Source organism: Borrelia hermsii DAH (assembly GCF_023035675.1).
GTDB classification, from domain to species: Bacteria; Spirochaetota; Spirochaetia; order Borreliales; family Borreliaceae; genus Borrelia; species Borrelia hermsii.
Window position 1 is genome coordinate 852,401 of record NZ_CP073136.1, and the last position, 16,742, is coordinate 869,142.

Genomic DNA, 16,742 nt, shown 5'->3' on the forward strand with positions numbered 1-16,742 from the left:
GGTTGTTATGGTTTCCATGATGCTTTTATTTGCATGTTTTTTTCCATTAAATCTTTTTTCAGTTAATGTTACAAAAGTGGGTATTGTGGATTTTGAAAAAGTTGTAATTGGATTTTTAAGTCCGCAATTAAAGTCTAATCTTGAGCAGTTAAAAAATCATTATCAAGATAAAATAGATACCTTGAATTCTGAGATTAAGGATTTGAGAAAAATGTACGATGAATCTGTTAGTATACATGATTTAGAGAATGCCAAATCATATGGCAATCAATATAATTTAAAGATTGATGAGCTTAAGAAGCTTAAAAACTTGGCTAAGAGCAATCTTGAGCAACAGAAACAGATTAATATAAACAGCCTAAATAGCGATGGGTTACTTTGGGGTAAAATACTTAATGGTATTCAATATGTTGCAGAAACTAATGGCATTTCTTTGGTGATGAAAAAGGATAATCCCTATATTCTTTATTATAATAGTACAGTTGATGTAACAGATGATGTCATTAAGTATTTGAATGCACAGTAGTACATTACTAGAATTGCTCTTTAATTTTTGTTTTCTTTCTTAAGTCTTCTAATTAGAGTGCAAAATTCTTTTTTGTTATCTCTATTGAGGCTTGAGAGTGAAATATGTGATTTTAACATTGATTTAAATATTGTATTTTTATGTGTATTGAAGCAAAGATATTCTTTCATTTCACTTCTTTGTAATTTTTCCTCTTTATTTTCTATTTTTAATATCTTTTCAAGACCAAGGGATTTTAAGTTTTTAAGTGCTTCTTTGCTGGAATTTATGATTTTGAAGGTTTTTTTGTGTTCATTGCTCTTATTATTAATATATAGCAGCACTCCCATAAAAGTTGAATCTAAGTATTTTGTTTCTGATAAATCTATATATAATTTATTGATTTTATCGTTGTTATTTATAAATATATTTTTAATAAATATTTTAAAATTGACAGAATATAAGGCAGTAAATCTGTTAATTAATTTTATGAAAATAGAATCGTCTCTACACACGTAAAAGACATTGCTTTGAGAAGTATCATTCATTTTGCATTCTTTTTGATAATTTTAAGTATATTGTAAAGTTTTAATAATATCAATTATAATTTTAGTATTGTTTATATGAAAAAAGATGTTACGCCGATGATGAGGCAATATTTGAGTATTAAAAATAAACATAAAGACGCTATTCTGTTTTTTAGAGTAGGTAGTTTTTATGAAATGTTTTTTGATGATGCTCTTGAGGGAAGTAAGCTCTTAGGATTAACTTTAACTAAAAGAGAAGATATTCCTATGTGTGGAGTGCCTTGTCATACAAGTAAAGAGTATATAAAAAAGTTAATTCTGCTTGATAGAAAGGTTGCAATTTGTGAGCAAGGAGGAGTGCAGACGGATCCTAAAGGTCCTTTGGAAAGAGAAGTTGTTGAAGTTATAAGCCCTGGAGTTGTGGTTGATGAAGATTTTTTGCAAGATGATGTTAATAATTATTTGGTAGCTATTAGTGATTATAAGGATTATTATTCATTTTCTTATATAGATTTGTCGACATCTAGACTTGGAATAATCCTTTATGAGGGAAGTTTTTTAGAAAAGTTAAGACGGGATATTGAGAAGTATTCTCCAAAGGAAATAATAGTTTCAGAGAGTTTTTATTATAAGTATTTAGAAAAGCTTGCTCTTGATCGGTTTTTAGTTAACAAGGTTCCCCATTGGCATTTGGACAAAGATATTGCCATAAAATCGCTAAAAGATCATTTTAATGTTCTTAGTTTGAGTGCTTTTGGGTTTAAAGAGGACGAACCTTATTATATTTCATCTTTTTTGATAATAGATTATATAAAGAATAACTTAAAGAATTTATTGATCAATATTGATACTATTTATATTAATAGTGATTCTGAATATATGTTTCTTGATGATGTTACTCAAATAAATCTTGAACTTGTTAAAAACAACAATGATCTGACGGCTCGTTATTCTTTGTATTCAGTATTAAATGATTGCAAAACCCCAATGGGGAAGAGACTTTTAAGAGAGTATATATTAAATCCGCTTTTAGATATTGCTGCAATTAACAATAGATTAGATCATGTGGAATTTTTAAACAATAATGTTAATTTAAGTATAAAATTGAGAGAGATTCTTAGTAATGTTTGGGATATTGAGAGAATAATTTCAAGACTTCAAATGAGGAAATATGCTAAAAAAGATTTTTTATTTATTAGGGAAACTCTGATAGCATTTTTTTCAGTAAAGAGACTACTTAATGAATATTCTTTTAATTATTGGATATTCGATGTTAACGATGAGGGTGATATAAGAGGAATTTACTCTTTAATTGATTGTGCCATTTCAAATGAACAAGATGAGCTTATTAAACAGGGGTATAATTCTGAAATTGATCGTTTAAGAGAGCTTAAAAATAATGCAAGCAAGTATGTTGATGATTACCTTGATTTTGAGAGAAATTTTAGTAAAATTAATAGCCTTAAAATTAAGAGAATTAATGTTCGAGGTTTATTTTTTGAGGTTACAAAGAGTTATTATGGACAAGTTCCATCTCATTTTATAGAAAGTCAGACTTTAAATTCTGTTAAAAGATATAAAACTAATAAGCTTATTGAACTTGAGAGGGATATTAATGATGCTGAAGATAATTTGTTATCTCTTGAGCAAGAAATATTTGATGAGATAGCTTTAAAAGTTGTTAAGTATAGTACGGTTATTAAGAAAGTTGCTGAGTTTTGCGCATATATTGATGTGGTTTCTAATTTTGCGTATTTAGCTAAGAAAAATGAATATGTAAGGCCCACTTTGACTAATAATAAAGAAATTATTCTTGAGTGTGCCAGACATCCTGTTGTTGAGCATTATATGAAGGGAGTGGAAGCTTTTACTAGAAATTCCGTAAGGATTGATGGTGAGAAATATTTTTGTTTAATTACTGGTCCTAACATGGCAGGCAAATCAACTTATTTGCGTCAGACTGCTTTAGTTGTTTTAATGGGACATATTGGTTCTTTTGTTCCTGCCAATAAAGCCATAATAGGGATTACAGATAAGATTTTTTGTAGGATCGGAGCAAGTGATAATATTTCCAAAGGTGAATCTACGTTTTTAGTAGAGATGAATGAAACGGCTAATATTTTAAGAAATGCAACGCAGGATAGCTTAATAATTATGGACGAGGTTGGAAGGGGTACTAGTACTAATGATGGGCTTGCTATTGCATGTTCAATTGTTGAATATATTTTAGAAGATATCAAGGCTAGAAGTTTATTTGCAACCCATTTTCATGAACTCTCAGCTATTAATCATGATTCTTTTGTTAATCTTTCAATGAAAATTGAAAGACAAGGTAATGAACTTATCTTTTTAAGAGAGGTTGAAGAGAAACCTTCTCTTAATTCTTATGGAATTTATGTTGCTCGCATAGCTGGGATACCTTTAAAAGTTATTAAGAGGGCTAATATTATTCTTAAAAGCTTAACTAGTCGAGAGAACTTGTGTGTGTCGGAATTTTTTACTTCAGCCACTTCTGTTGTTAATGATGGTGAGGACACAATGGAAGAAGATTTAAGTTATGAGTTGGATCTTAATGCTTATTTAGAGCTTAAAAATTTGATTTCTAAAATAGATATCAATAATATTACTCCTTTTCAAGCGATGAATTTACTAAGTGAAATAATTTTAAAGACTAAGATGTAAGCATGTGGATGTGGAATTGGGTCGTATTAAAAAACATATTTCTTCCCCTTTGTTCTTGTTGTCATAAGAATTATGTTTACTTGAATGCTCTTTGTAAGGATTGTATTGAATTCTTTCATTTTGATGTTAAGTCAAGAGATGATTTTTGGTATTTTTTTGAATATAAAAGTGAGTATAAGAACTTGCTTCTTGCTTACAAGAGAGATGGACAAAGATTACTTGGTCAGTTTTTTGCAAATGGGATTTTGCAATTTCTGATGAGCATTGATTTTGACCTGGTTGTTAGTGTTCCTTGTAGCTTTAAAAGAAAGATTTTTTACGGCTTTGATCACATGGAATATATTGGAGATTTGTTAGGTAATAGTGGGATAAAGTATGTTAATGTTTTTAAACGAGGATTAGGCAAGAGTCAAAAGCTATTGCGCGGAGATTTAAGGCATAGTAATTTAGAGAATAAAGTTAAATTAAAATTGAAGTATAGAAATATTGAGTTTAAAAGGGTTGTACTTATTGATGACATTGTAACAACAGGCTCATCTATGACTTTTTGTAGAGATGTTCTTATAAAACATGGTGCTTGGAGTGTGATAAAGCTATCACTTGCGAGGGTTTAGTGATTATTGGTGTCTTGACATTTATTTTCATTAATGTTACTCTTAATTTGGATTGGTTATTTTATTTAATAAGGTTCTTTTCAAAAGAGCCTTATTATTTTTAGGAATATGATTGGTTAAAATTGTTGATAATAGTGAAGTTTACAATTTAATAAAGAATGTAACAGATCGATTGGGAATTGAAATTATAGAAATTAACACTTTCAGAAAAAGAGGTGAGGGTAGGGTTCAAATAGTTCTTTATAAGGGTGATGACTTCGGAGTTGATACGCTTTGTGATTTACATAAAATGATTTTACTTAACTTGGAGGCAGTTCTTAAATATAATTTTAGCTTAGAAATCTCTACGCCTGGGATAAATAGGAAAATTAAAAGTGATAGAGAATTTAAAATTTTTGAGGGTAAGAAGATTAAGTTAATGCTAGATAATGATTTTGAAGAAGGTTTTATTTTAAAAGCAGGAGCAGATAGTTTTATTTTTAAAACAGATAATAAAGAGGTAAAAGTTCTTTATAGTGATGTCAAGAAGGCTAAATTATCGTGAAGGAGTCTTGGATATGATAAAGGGTACTGGTCAAATGATTTCCAATATTGCTAGTGAGCGAGGAATGAGCATAGATGCTATTCGAAAGACGGTTAGGGAATCTGTAATGATAGCTTATAAGAAGTATTTTGGAACAAGTGAGAATGCTTTAATTAAATTTGATGAAGATACTGGAGATTTAGTAGTTTATTCTAAAAAAAAGATCGTAGAGGAAGTTCAAAACGATATACTTGAGATATTGCAAGATGATATTCAAGAATTTGAAGTCGTGGAAGATGGATATGCATATATTGAGATTGATCCCAAGATTTTTGATAGACTTTCAATTCAAGTCGCTAAACAGAGAACTAAGAGCGATTTGCAGGGAATCGAAGATAATGAGCTTTACTTAGAATTTAAACACAAATTGCATAAGATTGTTATTGGTTATGTTCAACAGAATAGAAATGGAGATCTTTATGTTAATCTTGGCAGTACAGATGGTGTTATCCCTAAAAAGTATCAATCTTCAAGGGAAGTTTATGGACTTAATGATAAAGTTCGAGTTCTTGTTTACAGTGTAAAGAAGGGTAAAAATGGAATAGAGGTAGTCTTGTCAAGAACTCACCCTAAATTTATTGAAGAACTTCTTACTCTTGAGATTCCTGAAATTGAAGAAGGTATTATTAAAATCCATAAGATAGTAAGAGATCCAGGTTATAGAACTAAGGTTGCTGTTTATTCTGAGAAAGAAGAGATTGATCCTGTAGGTCCTTGTATTGGGCAAAAAGGTGTTAGAATTCAATCAATAATTAAGGAACTTGAAGGTGAGAAAATAGATATTATTCCTTATTCTAGGGATATTAAAGAATTTATTAGAGATGCCTTAACTCCTGCTAAGATAGATAATGTATATATTGTTGATGAGGATTTACATAAAGCTTTAGTGGTTGTTAGTGATGAACAGCTATCGCTTGCAATAGGTAAGATGGGACAAAATGTTAGACTTGCAAATAGACTTCTTGATTGGGCAATTGATGTTAAAACTAATAGTCAGTTTGCGGAAATGAAAGCAAGTGGAGAGTTTAAACAAGAGACTTTTGAAATGTTTGACAAGATTCTTCAAGATAATGTTCAGGAAGATGAATTCGAGGAGATAAACAGGATTAGTGAGCTTAAGATTCTTGATAGTGATATTGTTGACAAGTTGATTGAAGCAGGTCTTGATGATATTGATAATTTTTTGGATGCTAGCGAGGAAAACCTTTTTGAGTTAGGAATAAGCTATGAAAAGCAAGAAGAAATCAATAAGATATTGAAGGAAGGGATGGTAATAATTGCTAATGATGATGATGGATCTATTGAAGGCATAAAAGATGAAGAAGAGTTGCTTTGTCCTGAGTGTGGAGCTGTTATTAATGAAAATATGACATTTTGTCCAGGTTGTAAGATAGGGCTTAGCTTTGAATTTGAAGAGGAGTAATAGTTTGTCAGAAAATATTGATGATGATCGCAGTGAAGATGAAAAAAAAATTAAGGTTGTTAAATTACGAAAGAAAGTGGTAAAGGTTGTAGCCCATACTGATAGAAATTTAAATAAATCAAAAGATGATTTTGTTGAACCTTCTAATTCATGGGGCAATCAAGATCCGAATAGAGGATATTCTTATGGTAATAGAGATAATAGGGGGGGCATGAGGCCCTCTTCTGTGCATAAAGATAAGGATAATACTGGTAGCCAGCAGCAAGGTAATAGAGGATATTTAGGGAGAACTAATACTAATACTTATAATAGGGATAATAGAGGCTATTCTTATGGCAATAGAGATAATAGGGGGGGCATGAGACCTTCTTTTGTGCATAAAGATAAGGATAATACTGGTAGCCAGCAGCAAGGTAATAGAGGATATTTAGGTAGAACCAATACTAATACTTATAATAGAGATAATAGAGGCTATTCTTATGGCAATAGAGATAATAGGGGGGGTATGAGGCCTTCTTCTGCGCATAAAGATAAGGACAATACTGGTAGTCAGCAGCAGCAAGGTAATAGAGGATATTCAAGTAGAGCTAATGCTCATAGTAGTAGTGGTGCTCAGACGTTTAGACGAGTAATAAGGACTAAGGTTATCTCTAGTGTTGCGATGTCACCTTCTGATTCTGATAATAAGGGTCTTAATAGGAAACTTGGTGAGAAGAAGAAGCAGCAACAAGAGAGTCAAAAAGGTTACAAGAGGAAAAAGGAAGAAATTGAGAGCCAAACAATAGAACAAAAAGTTTTTGATCAGCTTCAGAAAAAGAAGAAAGAAAATCTAGCAAATCCAATTCCTAAGTCAATTGACATTATGGGAACTATTACTGTTGCTGAACTTGCAAGAAAGATGAATTTAAAATCCTCAGATTTAATTGCTAAATTAATGACTTTAGGTGTAATGGCAACTATTAACGAGAAGATTGATTCTGATACTGCTACTATTTTGGTTGAAGAATATGGCTCTAGAGTGAATGTTGTATCAATTTATGATGAAACGGTTATAGAATCAGAGGAAGATGATGAGAGAGAAATGGTGGCAAAACCTCCTATTATTACAATAATGGGACATGTTGATCATGGAAAAACTAGACTTCTATCAGTGTTGCAAAATATTGATATAAATCAAACGGAGTTTGGGGGGATTACACAACATATTGGTGCTTATACTATTAATTATAATGATCATGAAATAACATTTTTAGACACTCCAGGACATGAAGCTTTTACTATGATGAGAAGTCGAGGGGCACAAGTTACAGATATTGTTGTGCTTGTTGTCTCTGCTGTGGACGGAGTAATGCCACAGACTGTTGAGGCTATTAATCATGCAAAAGACGCAAAAGTGCCCATTATTGTTGCAATCAATAAGATTGATTTGCCAGATTCGAATCTAGATAGAGTTAAACATCAGCTTTCAGAGTATGATTTGATTCCTGAAGATTGGGGTGGAAATACAATTTTTGTTGCAATTTCAGCTCTTAAAAATATTGGTATTACAGAACTTCTTGATATGATTATTTTGCAATCTGAAGTGATGTCATTGAAAGCAAACCCAACTAAAAGAGCTATTGGTAGGATTCTTGATGCTAAAATTGATTTAGGTAGAGGAATAGTTTGTTCTGTTATAATTGAGGATGGTACGCTTTCTATAGGAGATTCTTTTGTTGGAGGAGTCTATCATGGTAAGGTGAGAGCATTAATTAATGAGCGGGGAGTCTCTGTTAGAAGCGTTGGTCCTGCAAAAGCTATTAGTGTTTTGGGGTTTTCATCAATTCCTCAGGCTGGTGATCCATTCCAGGTTACAAAAACAGAAAAAGAAGCCAAATTAATTAGTTCTAAAAGACAAGATCTTAAAAAATATGAGAATGCTAAGAATGTAAAAAAAGTTACTATGTCAAACCTTTATGATTCAATTAAGGATGGAGAACTAAGAGAACTTAAGATAATTTTAAAAGCGGATGTGCAGGGTTCTGTTGAGGCTTTAAAGCATTCCCTTGAAAAATTGGCTAATAATGAGATTAGAGTAAAAGTTATTCATTCATCAGTAGGAGCAATAACTGAAACTGATATTAGTTTTGCAGCAGCAAGTGAAGCAATTATTATTGGTTTTCACGTACGACCTACGACAAAAGCACAATTATTAGCTGATCAAGAAAAAGTTGAAATTAGAAAATATAATATAATTTATGATGCAATTAATGATATTAAATCAGTTCTAGAAGGCATGTTGGAACCAGATATTGAACAGCAATTTATTGGATTTGCAGAAGTTCGTGCTGTTATTAACATCCCTAAGGTTGGAGTAGTGGCTGGATGTTATGTTTCACAAGGATGCATAAAACGGGATGCTGTGGCTAATGTTGTGCGAGAAGGATTGCAGGTGAATTCTGGTAAGATTGCTTCATTAAAGCGATTTAAAGAGGATGTTAAGGAAGTTAGTGCGCAATATGAGTGTGGAATTATGATTGATAATTATTTTAATATTAAGGAAGGAGATATCATTGAGGCCTTTGAGATTAAGAAAGTAAAGAGACGTTTTGGATCTTAAAGATTTGCTTTATTATTTTATGTATGGAAAAAGAGATAAGAAAATCGAAACTTGAGAGTTTGTTAGTTCAAGAGATTGGTAATTTAATATTGACGAAAGGCATTAAAGATCCTAGAGTTCATGAGTTCTTAACTGTTGTGAGAGTTGAGATTTCAAACGATTTAATAAATGCCAAAGTATTTATTGGCTCTATTAAAGAGGGCGCATCTCTTGATAATGCTGTTAAGGCATTAAATAATGCTAAGGGATTCATTCAAGGAGAGATTGTTAAACGTATTAGAGTTAGAAATACTCCAAAATTAAGTTTTTTAAGAGATGATACTATTTCTAAGGCTTTTTATGTTAATAAGATAATTGAAAATTTAAGTTTTAGTGACGAATAGTAAAATTTAGTGAATGGGATTATTTTATTAAATAAGAGAATTGGAATAACTTCTTGTGATACCCTTTTTCCTTTAAAGAGGTATTTTTCTACAAGTCGAGTTGGACATACGGGTACTCTTGATAAGTTTGCAAGTGGTCTTTTGGTTGTTTTAGTTGGCAAATACACCAAACTTTCAAATTACATTACATCTTTAGATAAAGAATATATATCAGAGTTTGAGTTTGGAATTGAAACTGATACCCTTGATCCTAACGGTAGAATAGCAAATAGGACAGATTATATTCCAAATTTGGAAGAATTAAGTCTTGGGATTAGGTCTTTTATAGGTGAGATTTATCAAATTCCACCCAAGTTTTCTTCAGTGCATGTTAAAGGAAAAAGAGCTTATAAGTTAGCTTTAAGTGGGGAGTATTTTGAGCTTCAGCCTAGAAAAGTCAATATATATGATATTCAGATCTTAAATTATAATGTTGATTCTCGTATTTTGAAATTACAAATAAAATGCTCTAAGGGAACTTATGTTAGAAGTATAGCAAGAGATTTGGCATTGTCTTTGGGGTCATTTGCTTATGTTAAGAGCCTTGAGAGAATTAAGATTGGAGATTTTAGATTAGATAATGCTTGTTTTTGTGAAGATTTCAATAGCAATTCTTTAATGAGTTTAGAATCTTTGGGGCTTTTTGAAAAAATTTATGTTGATAATAGTATGATTAAGCTTATTCGGAATGGTGCTTATATCAATGTTGTTATTAATGTTGGTGAGTTTAAGATTTTAAAATCTTACAATGAAGAGATATTAGCAATAATTTGTGGCATTGGCTTGAATAAATATAAGTATATTATTATTTTTTGATATTTAATTTCTGAAAACTAATTAGTAGTATAAATATTTTAAGAGCAAGATTATTAGTCTTTATCGCGGTGCCCTTTTACAAGTAATAGTAAGATAGAAATTTTTTTATAAGAAAGGGCTTAGTATGTTAAAAGCACGATCAATAATTGATTTGATTGATAGTTTATGCAACTTTGATAAAAAGTCTTTGGTTTGTTTTTGTTATTTGAATAAAAAAATATTATAATTTACTGTGAAGATTTTAATTATAGCAAGAAGGTCTATTTTAGGCTTTGCTATGATGGTATAGGAGTCATTTTTATGATTAGTAAAGAACAAAAACAAAAAATAATTACAGAGTTTGGAAAGAATCCAAATGATACAGGGTCAGTTGAAGTGCAAATAGCGTTAATTACAGATAGAATAAGGTATTTAACAGAGCATTTAAAGAGCAATAAAAAAGATCATAGCTCTAAGAGAGGTTTGTTAAAGTTGGTTGGTCAGAGAAGGAGTTTGTTAAGATATTATCAGAAAAAAAATTTGGAAGCTTACAGAACCTTAATAGCTAAACTTGGACTTAGAAAGTAATAAGGGGTTAATTTTGAGAAAAATTTTAAGATTGAAAGTTGGAAGGGAAGATTTAATTTTGGAAACAGGATTATTGGCTAAGCAAGCAAATGGAGCGGTTCTTGCTACTTATGGTGGTTCTACTGTTCTTGCTACGGTCTGTTGTTCAGATTCAGTTCGGGAAAATTTAGATTTTGTCCCTTTATCTGTTGAATATAATGAGAAGTATTATGCTGCTGGAAAAATTCCTGGTGGGTTTATTAAAAGAGAGGGTAAACCAAAAGATAAGGAAGTACTTGTTTCTAGATTAATAGATAGACCTATGAGGCCGCTTTTTGATAAGAGGTTTGGTAGAGAAATTCAAGTTGTTCCAACAACTTTGTCTACAGATCAGATGAATCCCCCTGATATTGTTGGGATGAATGCTGCTTTTGCAGCCGTTTTTTTATCGGATATTCCGTTTAATGGTCCAATTGCAGCTGTTAGGCTGGCTTATTTAAATAATGAGTTTATAGTAAATCCTTCTTTTGATGAGATACAAGATTCTATTCTAGATATTGTTGTTGCAGGAAGTTTGGATGGTATTACAATGGTTGAAGGTGGTGCTAATGAGGTTAGCGAGGAAGTATTGCTTTCTGCTATAGATAAAGCTTATGAATACATTAAACAAATTTGTAATCTTCAGAAAGAATTTGTATCTATAATAGGTGAGAGAGAGAAATTACCACTTGCTTATGAAGAAGGAGTATTTGAATTTAAGGATGAACTTAAAAATTTAATTTACTCTGAACTTAAGGATGCTTGTTTTGTTAAGGGCAAACTTAATAGAGATAAGGCTATAAAATTAGTTAAGCAGAAAGCTTATGAACATTTTTCTTCTATAAGTCAGGTCAATGAAGATAATGAATTCCTTTTTTATAAAGCTTTTGATGATTTTGAGAGAGAAATTGTTAGAAAATCAATCCTTGAGAATAATCTTAGAACCGATGGGCGTACTTCTACACAGATAAGAGATATTGTTGCTGAAGTTGATCTTTTAAAGAGAACCCATGGTTCTTCTCTTTTTACAAGAGGTGAAACCCAGGCATTAGCCGTAACGACTTTAGGCACAAGTATTGATGAGCAAATAATGGATGATATTGATGGTGATAAGCGTCTTAATTTTATGCTTCATTATAATTTCCCTCCGTTTTCTGTTGGCGAGACAGGTAGATTGATGACTGGCAGGCGTGAGGTTGGGCATGGGCATTTAGCTCAAAGGTCTTTGGAGGCCATGTTACCTAAGAAAGATGATTTTCCATATACTATTAGAGTGGTATCTGAGATATTAGAATCAAATGGCTCATCATCAATGGCTACAGTATGTTCTGGGAGTATGTCTTTAATGGCTGCTGGGGTTCCTGTTAAGGAGCAGGTTGCAGGAATAGCTATGGGATTAATTAGTGATGGCGATAAATATGTTGTCTTGAGCGATATTCTTGGAGAAGAAGATCATTTAGGTGATATGGATTTTAAGGTTGCAGGAACTAAGAATGGGATTACTGGCTTTCAAATGGACATTAAGATTTCAAATGTTACAAAGCAATTGATGAAGGATGCTCTTGAACAGGCACGAATTGGAAGAATGCATATTCTATCTATTATGGATTCTGTAATTTCAAGATCAAGAGACGATATATCTGTTAATGCACCTAAGATTGTTCAGTTGCAAATTGATATTGATAAAATTTCTCTTGTTATTGGCTCTACTGGCAAGACAGTTAAGGCAATTACGGATGAGTTTGAGGTTAGGGTGCAAATTGAGCAAGATGGTAGGATTACCCTTTTTGGAACTGATAGCTTAAAGATGCAAAAAGCTAAGGCAAAGATAGAGAGTATTGTAAGAGAACCTAAAATTGGTGAGATTTATGACGGGATCGTTAAAAAGATTAACAGTTTTGGAGCTTTCATTGAACTTACTCCTATTAAGGAAGGCTTTTTAAGCAACCGAGCAAGATCGAGGGATGATAGATATGGTGATATGAGGCATTCTAGATATGGCAGTGGCCGGCATTCTAGATATGGTAGGGATAATAGGAATACATTTGGTATGAATCCTCCAAGATTAGAGGAGGGCCAAATTGTGAAGGTCAAAATATCTGATATCGATAAGTTTGGCAAGATTGAGCTTGAATTAGTTAGAGATTAATAAGTGTTATGAAATTTGTAAATTATATAAATAATATTTTTAAAAATAAGCTTGTTTTTATGAGCTTATTTTTCTTTTTCTCATGTCTGACTAGTAGAGATACTAATTTATCTATTGTTGTCGATGATGTTCAAAATTCAAATGTTGATGAATTAGATGTTAATGAGAGAAGTCGTTTATTAGGACTTAAAGATGATGAATCTTTTTTCTTAAGTGATGCCTTTTTAAAAGAGGATAATTTTTATTTTAAGAGTGCTAGGGAAAGTTATGCCCAAAAAAATTTTGGCATGACCACTTACTATTTAAATAAAATAGTAAGTGATGAGAAAAGTTATGGTAAAGAATTACTAGCTAAAGCCAATTTGTTTTTTGGTTATGTAAATTATAATATGGGTGTTTATGATCTCTCTGAATATAATTTTGATAATTTTTTAAAATATTATAAATATTCTCATGCTAGTCTTAGGGCTGCTGAACTTAAATATTTTGTTAAGGATAGAATAGGTGCAATCTCTGCATTAAGGGATATTGATAAAACTTCTCTTAATGCAGACTATGATCGAGGAATTTATAATTTTTTGAATGATAAATTTGGAATAAATTATTTAAATTTAGAAGCTTTAGGATTTTTAGATAATAGTATTTTTGATATGTTTATTTCAGGGAGTAATATTTTTATTTCAAATATATTTGGTGGTCTCTTAAGATATGATGTTAAGAGCAATGAATATAAAGTTTATATTAAAGACAAGAAAAGTATTGTTTTAAATGGACTTAAAGGATTTGCAGAGCATAAAGGAGTTATATACGTTGGTGGCTCTAATGCTCTTTATTATATTGATGATTTGGAAGGTTCTATCAAGCAAGTTAAAATACCTTTAAAGGTTAACTTAAATAGTATACAAGTTTTGCTGGGCGCTAAAGATGGAATTTTTGTTGGTACTCTAGATTCTGGACTATGGTTTTATTCTGATGTAGGTGAGTGGACTTATATTAAAGTTGGTTCTAATAGGATCTCATCACTGTATTTAGATGAACAAAAAAATTTATTATTGATAGGAACAATGGATAAATCTATTTATAGCATTGATCTAGCTGATTTTAACAACGTTAAACATTTGAATTTTTTTAGCAAGGTAGAGAGTGAGAGCAATATTAATTTTATAAAGAAGCATGATGGTGGTTATTACGTTGGAACTTATGGAGGTGGTCTTTTTAAGTTAAATTTAGATAATCATACATATGTAAAATGTGACGTTAACAATGATCCTAGCATTGGGTATTTTCTTGATATGGAGATTAGGGATAATAAGTTATTATTTGCAACTTTTGAGCATGGTTTATTAATTTACGATACAGTAAACGCTAGTTGGGATTATCTAGGTCCTGGTGATGGGCTTATTAGTTTAAATTTAGTTAAAATTTTAAATTTTGATGATTATGTTATACTTGGAACTTTAAATAATGGTTTGGTTTTTGTAAATGAGAGTATTAAGAAACAATTATGAATCTTACATAATTACTGAATTTTGTAAGTATTTCTTAATTACTTTTTTATTTTTTTTCTTTGTTTTTTTCATAAACCAAATACTTTTTTTTATGAGAATACTTCTTCAAAACTATGTTCCTTTTTTCAAGGCTTTTATTTTTGTTATATATTCGCTTCCTATGGTAATTGCCCTTTCTCCTCCCTTTGCAGCTTTACTCTCAGTAATACTTACCATTTATAGGTTTAAACTTAATAATGAAATATTGGCTTTTAGATCAATTGGAATATCTATTTTTGATTTGTTAGTTCCATTTTTTAAATTAGGTGTGGTTATTGCATTAATTGCGTTTATTTTAAATGATTTTTTGCTGCCACTTGGTTCTATTGGTAGGTTAAAAATTTTTAATGAAATCAAAGAAGAAATACCTCATTTGATATTAAAACCCTATTCAAGCAAACAGTATGGAGATTTAATATTTGTATCAGGAGAGAAATCTGATACAGGATATAGAAATGTTACTTTTTTTGATAATACTAGACTTAAAGGCTATGACAGAATATTTATGGCAAGGGAACTTAATATTCAGAAAGAAAATTATCAGGTATATTTTATTTTGAACGATGTTTTATCAATTGCTTTAACAGAAGATGAGAGTGGATTTTATGACTATTTTTATGCTGATCGAATGAAATATTCAATTGATCAAGTCACATTTAGTGATAGTTGGCTGTTAAGTAATGTAACACCATCTCAGATGAGTATGAGAGATGTTATTAAACTTATTGTTAAGCAAGATAAGCTAGTTAAAGAGTTAGATATGAGAAATGATTTAGAAGAAGATCTTTTGCATTTAAATTTTTCAAATACTTATTTAAATTATTTGTATGCTACAAATAGCATTGTAGATGAGAATTATTTTCTTGAAAACTTAAATTATATGTATAATTTAAGTTTAAATTATAGTCCTTATGAGGATCTACTTGCTAAGAGAAGTTATGCTCTTTTTTATTTGGAATTTTATCAAAAAATAAGTTTACCATTGTCTGTTTTATTTTTCATCTTTTTAGCTTTCGGTATGGGTATGTACTCAAATAAAAAATATTCTATTATTCTTGAACTTGTGATTTCAATTCTTATTTGTGTTTTCTATTGGGTAATGTTTATTGGTGGAAAAGTTTATACTGTTCAGTATGCCCCAAATCCTTTTCTTGTTACTGTTTTGCCAAATGTGGCTTTAATTTTTGCAGGTTTAATACTTTTTTTGAGACTTTTAAAAAAATGAAAGTAGATAAGCTTTTTGTAAATAATATATCATTAACTTTTTTGTTTATGAATTTTCTCTTTGTGATTTTAATTGTGCTTTTTGATTTATTTACAAATCTTTTTACTTATCTTGATCATAATCTTAGTATTAGTGATATCATTTATATTTATTATCTTTATTTGCCGAAATGTTTTTCAGATGGTTTAGCTTTGTCTTTTCTTTTTGCCGTTTCTAATCTTATTGGCAATCTTTCTATGAGAAATGAAATAATAGGACTCTTTAGTTGTGGTATTTCTATTTCTAGAATATTAAGATCGATAATTATGCTTAGTGTTTTTATTTCAGTATTACTCTTTTTTTTTGACAATTATTTGGTTATAGATACTGTTACTAAAAGGGATGCTTTTCTTAAAAATAGTATTGGCAGTAAAGGTGCAAATGATAGGAATATAATCATTAAAGATTTTGCAAGAGAAATTTATAATATTAGGCATTATGATATCGAGAATGATATTATTGCTAACTTGATGATTATTTTAAAAGATCAAAATGATAATTTTAAAAAAAGGTATGATATAAGTAAGGCTGAATGGACCAATTCCAGGTGGCGGCTTTATGGTGTAAGAGAATTTTCTAAGGTAGAACGAGATGTGATAGAGAAATTTCATGAGGTTCTTGATGGTGGGGGGATTGTTAATTTAGAGCCTGAATATATTAAAATCATTATGCTTTCTTCAAAAACGTTGAATTTTTCAAAGCTTATTAGCTGGATTGGTGCCCTTAGAAGAGAAAATTTGGATTCTTCTGAAGCTTTATTTGATTTTTTCAGCAGAATATTTTTTTCATTTAGATTAATACTTCTTAGTTTTACTGTGGGTTTTGTAAGTTTTGCTTTGAAAAAAAATATTTTTATATGGAGTTTGTTAAATAGTATTGCATTTGCAGTTGTGTATGTTATTTCAATTATGGTTTTTAGTTTTTTAGCAGATCTTGGATATTTGCCCATATTTGTTGCAAGTTCATTGCCAACTATTTTATTTATTATTATTAATTTTGTCGTTTATAATCTTGTATGTAAGTAGT

Annotated in this window: 14 protein-coding genes; 13 read left to right on the forward strand and 1 reads right to left on the reverse strand. The window is 30.5% G+C overall.

Annotated elements, in window-relative coordinates; all coding sequences use genetic code 11:
- The first annotated feature begins 7 nt into the window (after positions 1-7).
- Complete coding sequence (locus bhDAH_RS04070; RefSeq protein WP_012422542.1) at positions 8-526, forward strand: OmpH/Skp family outer membrane protein; 519 nt, start codon at positions 8-10, stop codon at positions 524-526.
- A gap of 20 nt (positions 527-546) precedes the next feature.
- Here bhDAH_RS04070 and bhDAH_RS04075 read toward each other — a convergent pair whose 3' ends face one another.
- Positions 547-1,053: an STAS domain-containing protein gene (locus tag bhDAH_RS04075; protein WP_012422543.1), complete on the reverse strand. Its 507-nt coding sequence runs from the start codon at positions 1,051-1,053 to the stop codon at positions 547-549.
- 75 nt (positions 1,054-1,128) lie between these two features.
- On the opposite strand from bhDAH_RS04075, the gene mutS reads away from it, so the two are divergent.
- From mutS to bhDAH_RS04135, 12 genes are all read left to right on the forward strand, one after another.
- Entirely contained in the window at positions 1,129-3,714 is a 2,586-nt protein-coding gene (gene mutS, locus bhDAH_RS04080; RefSeq protein WP_012422544.1) for a DNA mismatch repair protein MutS, read from the forward strand.
- 8 nt (positions 3,715-3,722) lie between these two features.
- On the forward strand, positions 3,723-4,328 hold the full coding sequence (locus bhDAH_RS04085; RefSeq protein ID WP_043924533.1) for an amidophosphoribosyltransferase: 606 nt from the start codon (positions 3,723-3,725) through the stop codon (positions 4,326-4,328).
- 112 nt (positions 4,329-4,440) lie between these two features.
- Complete coding sequence (gene rimP, locus bhDAH_RS04090; RefSeq protein ID WP_012422546.1) at positions 4,441-4,872, forward strand: ribosome maturation factor RimP; 432 nt, start codon at positions 4,441-4,443, stop codon at positions 4,870-4,872.
- Between the two features lie 13 nt (positions 4,873-4,885).
- Positions 4,886-6,334, forward strand: coding sequence for a transcription termination factor NusA (gene nusA, locus bhDAH_RS04095; protein ID WP_043924501.1), 1,449 nt, complete (start codon positions 4,886-4,888; stop codon positions 6,332-6,334).
- Positions 6,335-6,338: 4 nt separating this feature from the next.
- The gene (gene infB, locus bhDAH_RS04100) at positions 6,339-8,933 is read left to right on the forward strand and encodes a translation initiation factor IF-2 (RefSeq protein ID WP_172643769.1); all 2,595 of its coding nucleotides are present in this window, start codon (positions 6,339-6,341) and stop codon (positions 8,931-8,933) included.
- 23 nt (positions 8,934-8,956) lie between these two features.
- Positions 8,957-9,316 (forward strand): 30S ribosome-binding factor RbfA, encoded by a 360-nt coding sequence (gene rbfA / locus bhDAH_RS04105; RefSeq protein WP_012422549.1) that lies wholly within the window; start codon positions 8,957-8,959, stop codon positions 9,314-9,316.
- A 9-nt stretch (positions 9,317-9,325) separates the two neighbouring features.
- On the forward strand, positions 9,326-10,171 hold the full coding sequence (truB, locus tag bhDAH_RS04110; RefSeq protein WP_012422550.1) for a tRNA pseudouridine(55) synthase TruB: 846 nt from the start codon (positions 9,326-9,328) through the stop codon (positions 10,169-10,171).
- 300 nt (positions 10,172-10,471) lie between these two features.
- Positions 10,472-10,738, forward strand: a complete 267-nt coding sequence (gene rpsO, locus bhDAH_RS04115) for a 30S ribosomal protein S15 (RefSeq protein WP_012422551.1) — start codon at positions 10,472-10,474, stop codon at positions 10,736-10,738.
- 13 nt (positions 10,739-10,751) lie between these two features.
- Positions 10,752-12,905 (forward strand): polyribonucleotide nucleotidyltransferase, encoded by a 2,154-nt coding sequence (gene pnp / locus bhDAH_RS04120; protein WP_043924534.1) that lies wholly within the window; start codon positions 10,752-10,754, stop codon positions 12,903-12,905.
- A gap of 8 nt (positions 12,906-12,913) precedes the next feature.
- Positions 12,914-14,413, forward strand: a complete 1,500-nt coding sequence (locus bhDAH_RS04125) for a hypothetical protein (RefSeq protein ID WP_012422553.1) — start codon at positions 12,914-12,916, stop codon at positions 14,411-14,413.
- On the forward strand, positions 14,388-15,677 hold the full coding sequence (locus bhDAH_RS04130) for an LptF/LptG family permease (protein ID WP_012422554.1): 1,290 nt from the start codon (positions 14,388-14,390) through the stop codon (positions 15,675-15,677). Before bhDAH_RS04125 ends, bhDAH_RS04130 begins: the two co-directional genes overlap by 26 nt.
- Positions 15,674-16,741 carry an LptF/LptG family permease gene (locus bhDAH_RS04135; RefSeq protein WP_012422555.1) on the forward strand — a complete coding sequence of 356 codons (1,068 nt, stop codon included), beginning with the start codon at positions 15,674-15,676 and terminating at the stop codon, positions 16,739-16,741. Before bhDAH_RS04130 ends, bhDAH_RS04135 begins: the two co-directional genes overlap by 4 nt.
- Position 16,742 lies beyond the last annotated feature (1 nt).

What these genes read in the sequence shown, in the direction of transcription:
- bhDAH_RS04070 (WP_012422542.1), top strand. Translation starts at nt 8, where the DNA reads ATGGTTTCCATGATGCTTTTATTTGCATGTTTTTTTCCATTAAATCTT.
- bhDAH_RS04075 (WP_012422543.1), bottom strand. Translation starts at nt 1,053, where the DNA reads ATGAATGATACTTCTCAAAGCAATGTCTTTTACGTGTGTAGAGACGAT.
- mutS (WP_012422544.1), top strand. Translation starts at nt 1,129, where the DNA reads ATGAAAAAAGATGTTACGCCGATGATGAGGCAATATTTGAGTATTAAA.
- bhDAH_RS04085 (WP_043924533.1), top strand. Translation starts at nt 3,723, where the DNA reads ATGTGGAATTGGGTCGTATTAAAAAACATATTTCTTCCCCTTTGTTCT.
- nusA (WP_043924501.1), top strand. Translation starts at nt 4,886, where the DNA reads ATGATAAAGGGTACTGGTCAAATGATTTCCAATATTGCTAGTGAGCGA.
- rbfA (WP_012422549.1), top strand. Translation starts at nt 8,957, where the DNA reads ATGGAAAAAGAGATAAGAAAATCGAAACTTGAGAGTTTGTTAGTTCAA.
- rpsO (WP_012422551.1), top strand. Translation starts at nt 10,472, where the DNA reads ATGATTAGTAAAGAACAAAAACAAAAAATAATTACAGAGTTTGGAAAG.
- bhDAH_RS04125 (WP_012422553.1), top strand. Translation starts at nt 12,914, where the DNA reads ATGAAATTTGTAAATTATATAAATAATATTTTTAAAAATAAGCTTGTT.
- bhDAH_RS04130 (WP_012422554.1), top strand. Translation starts at nt 14,388, where the DNA reads ATGAGAGTATTAAGAAACAATTATGAATCTTACATAATTACTGAATTT.
- bhDAH_RS04135 (WP_012422555.1), top strand. Translation starts at nt 15,674, where the DNA reads ATGAAAGTAGATAAGCTTTTTGTAAATAATATATCATTAACTTTTTTG.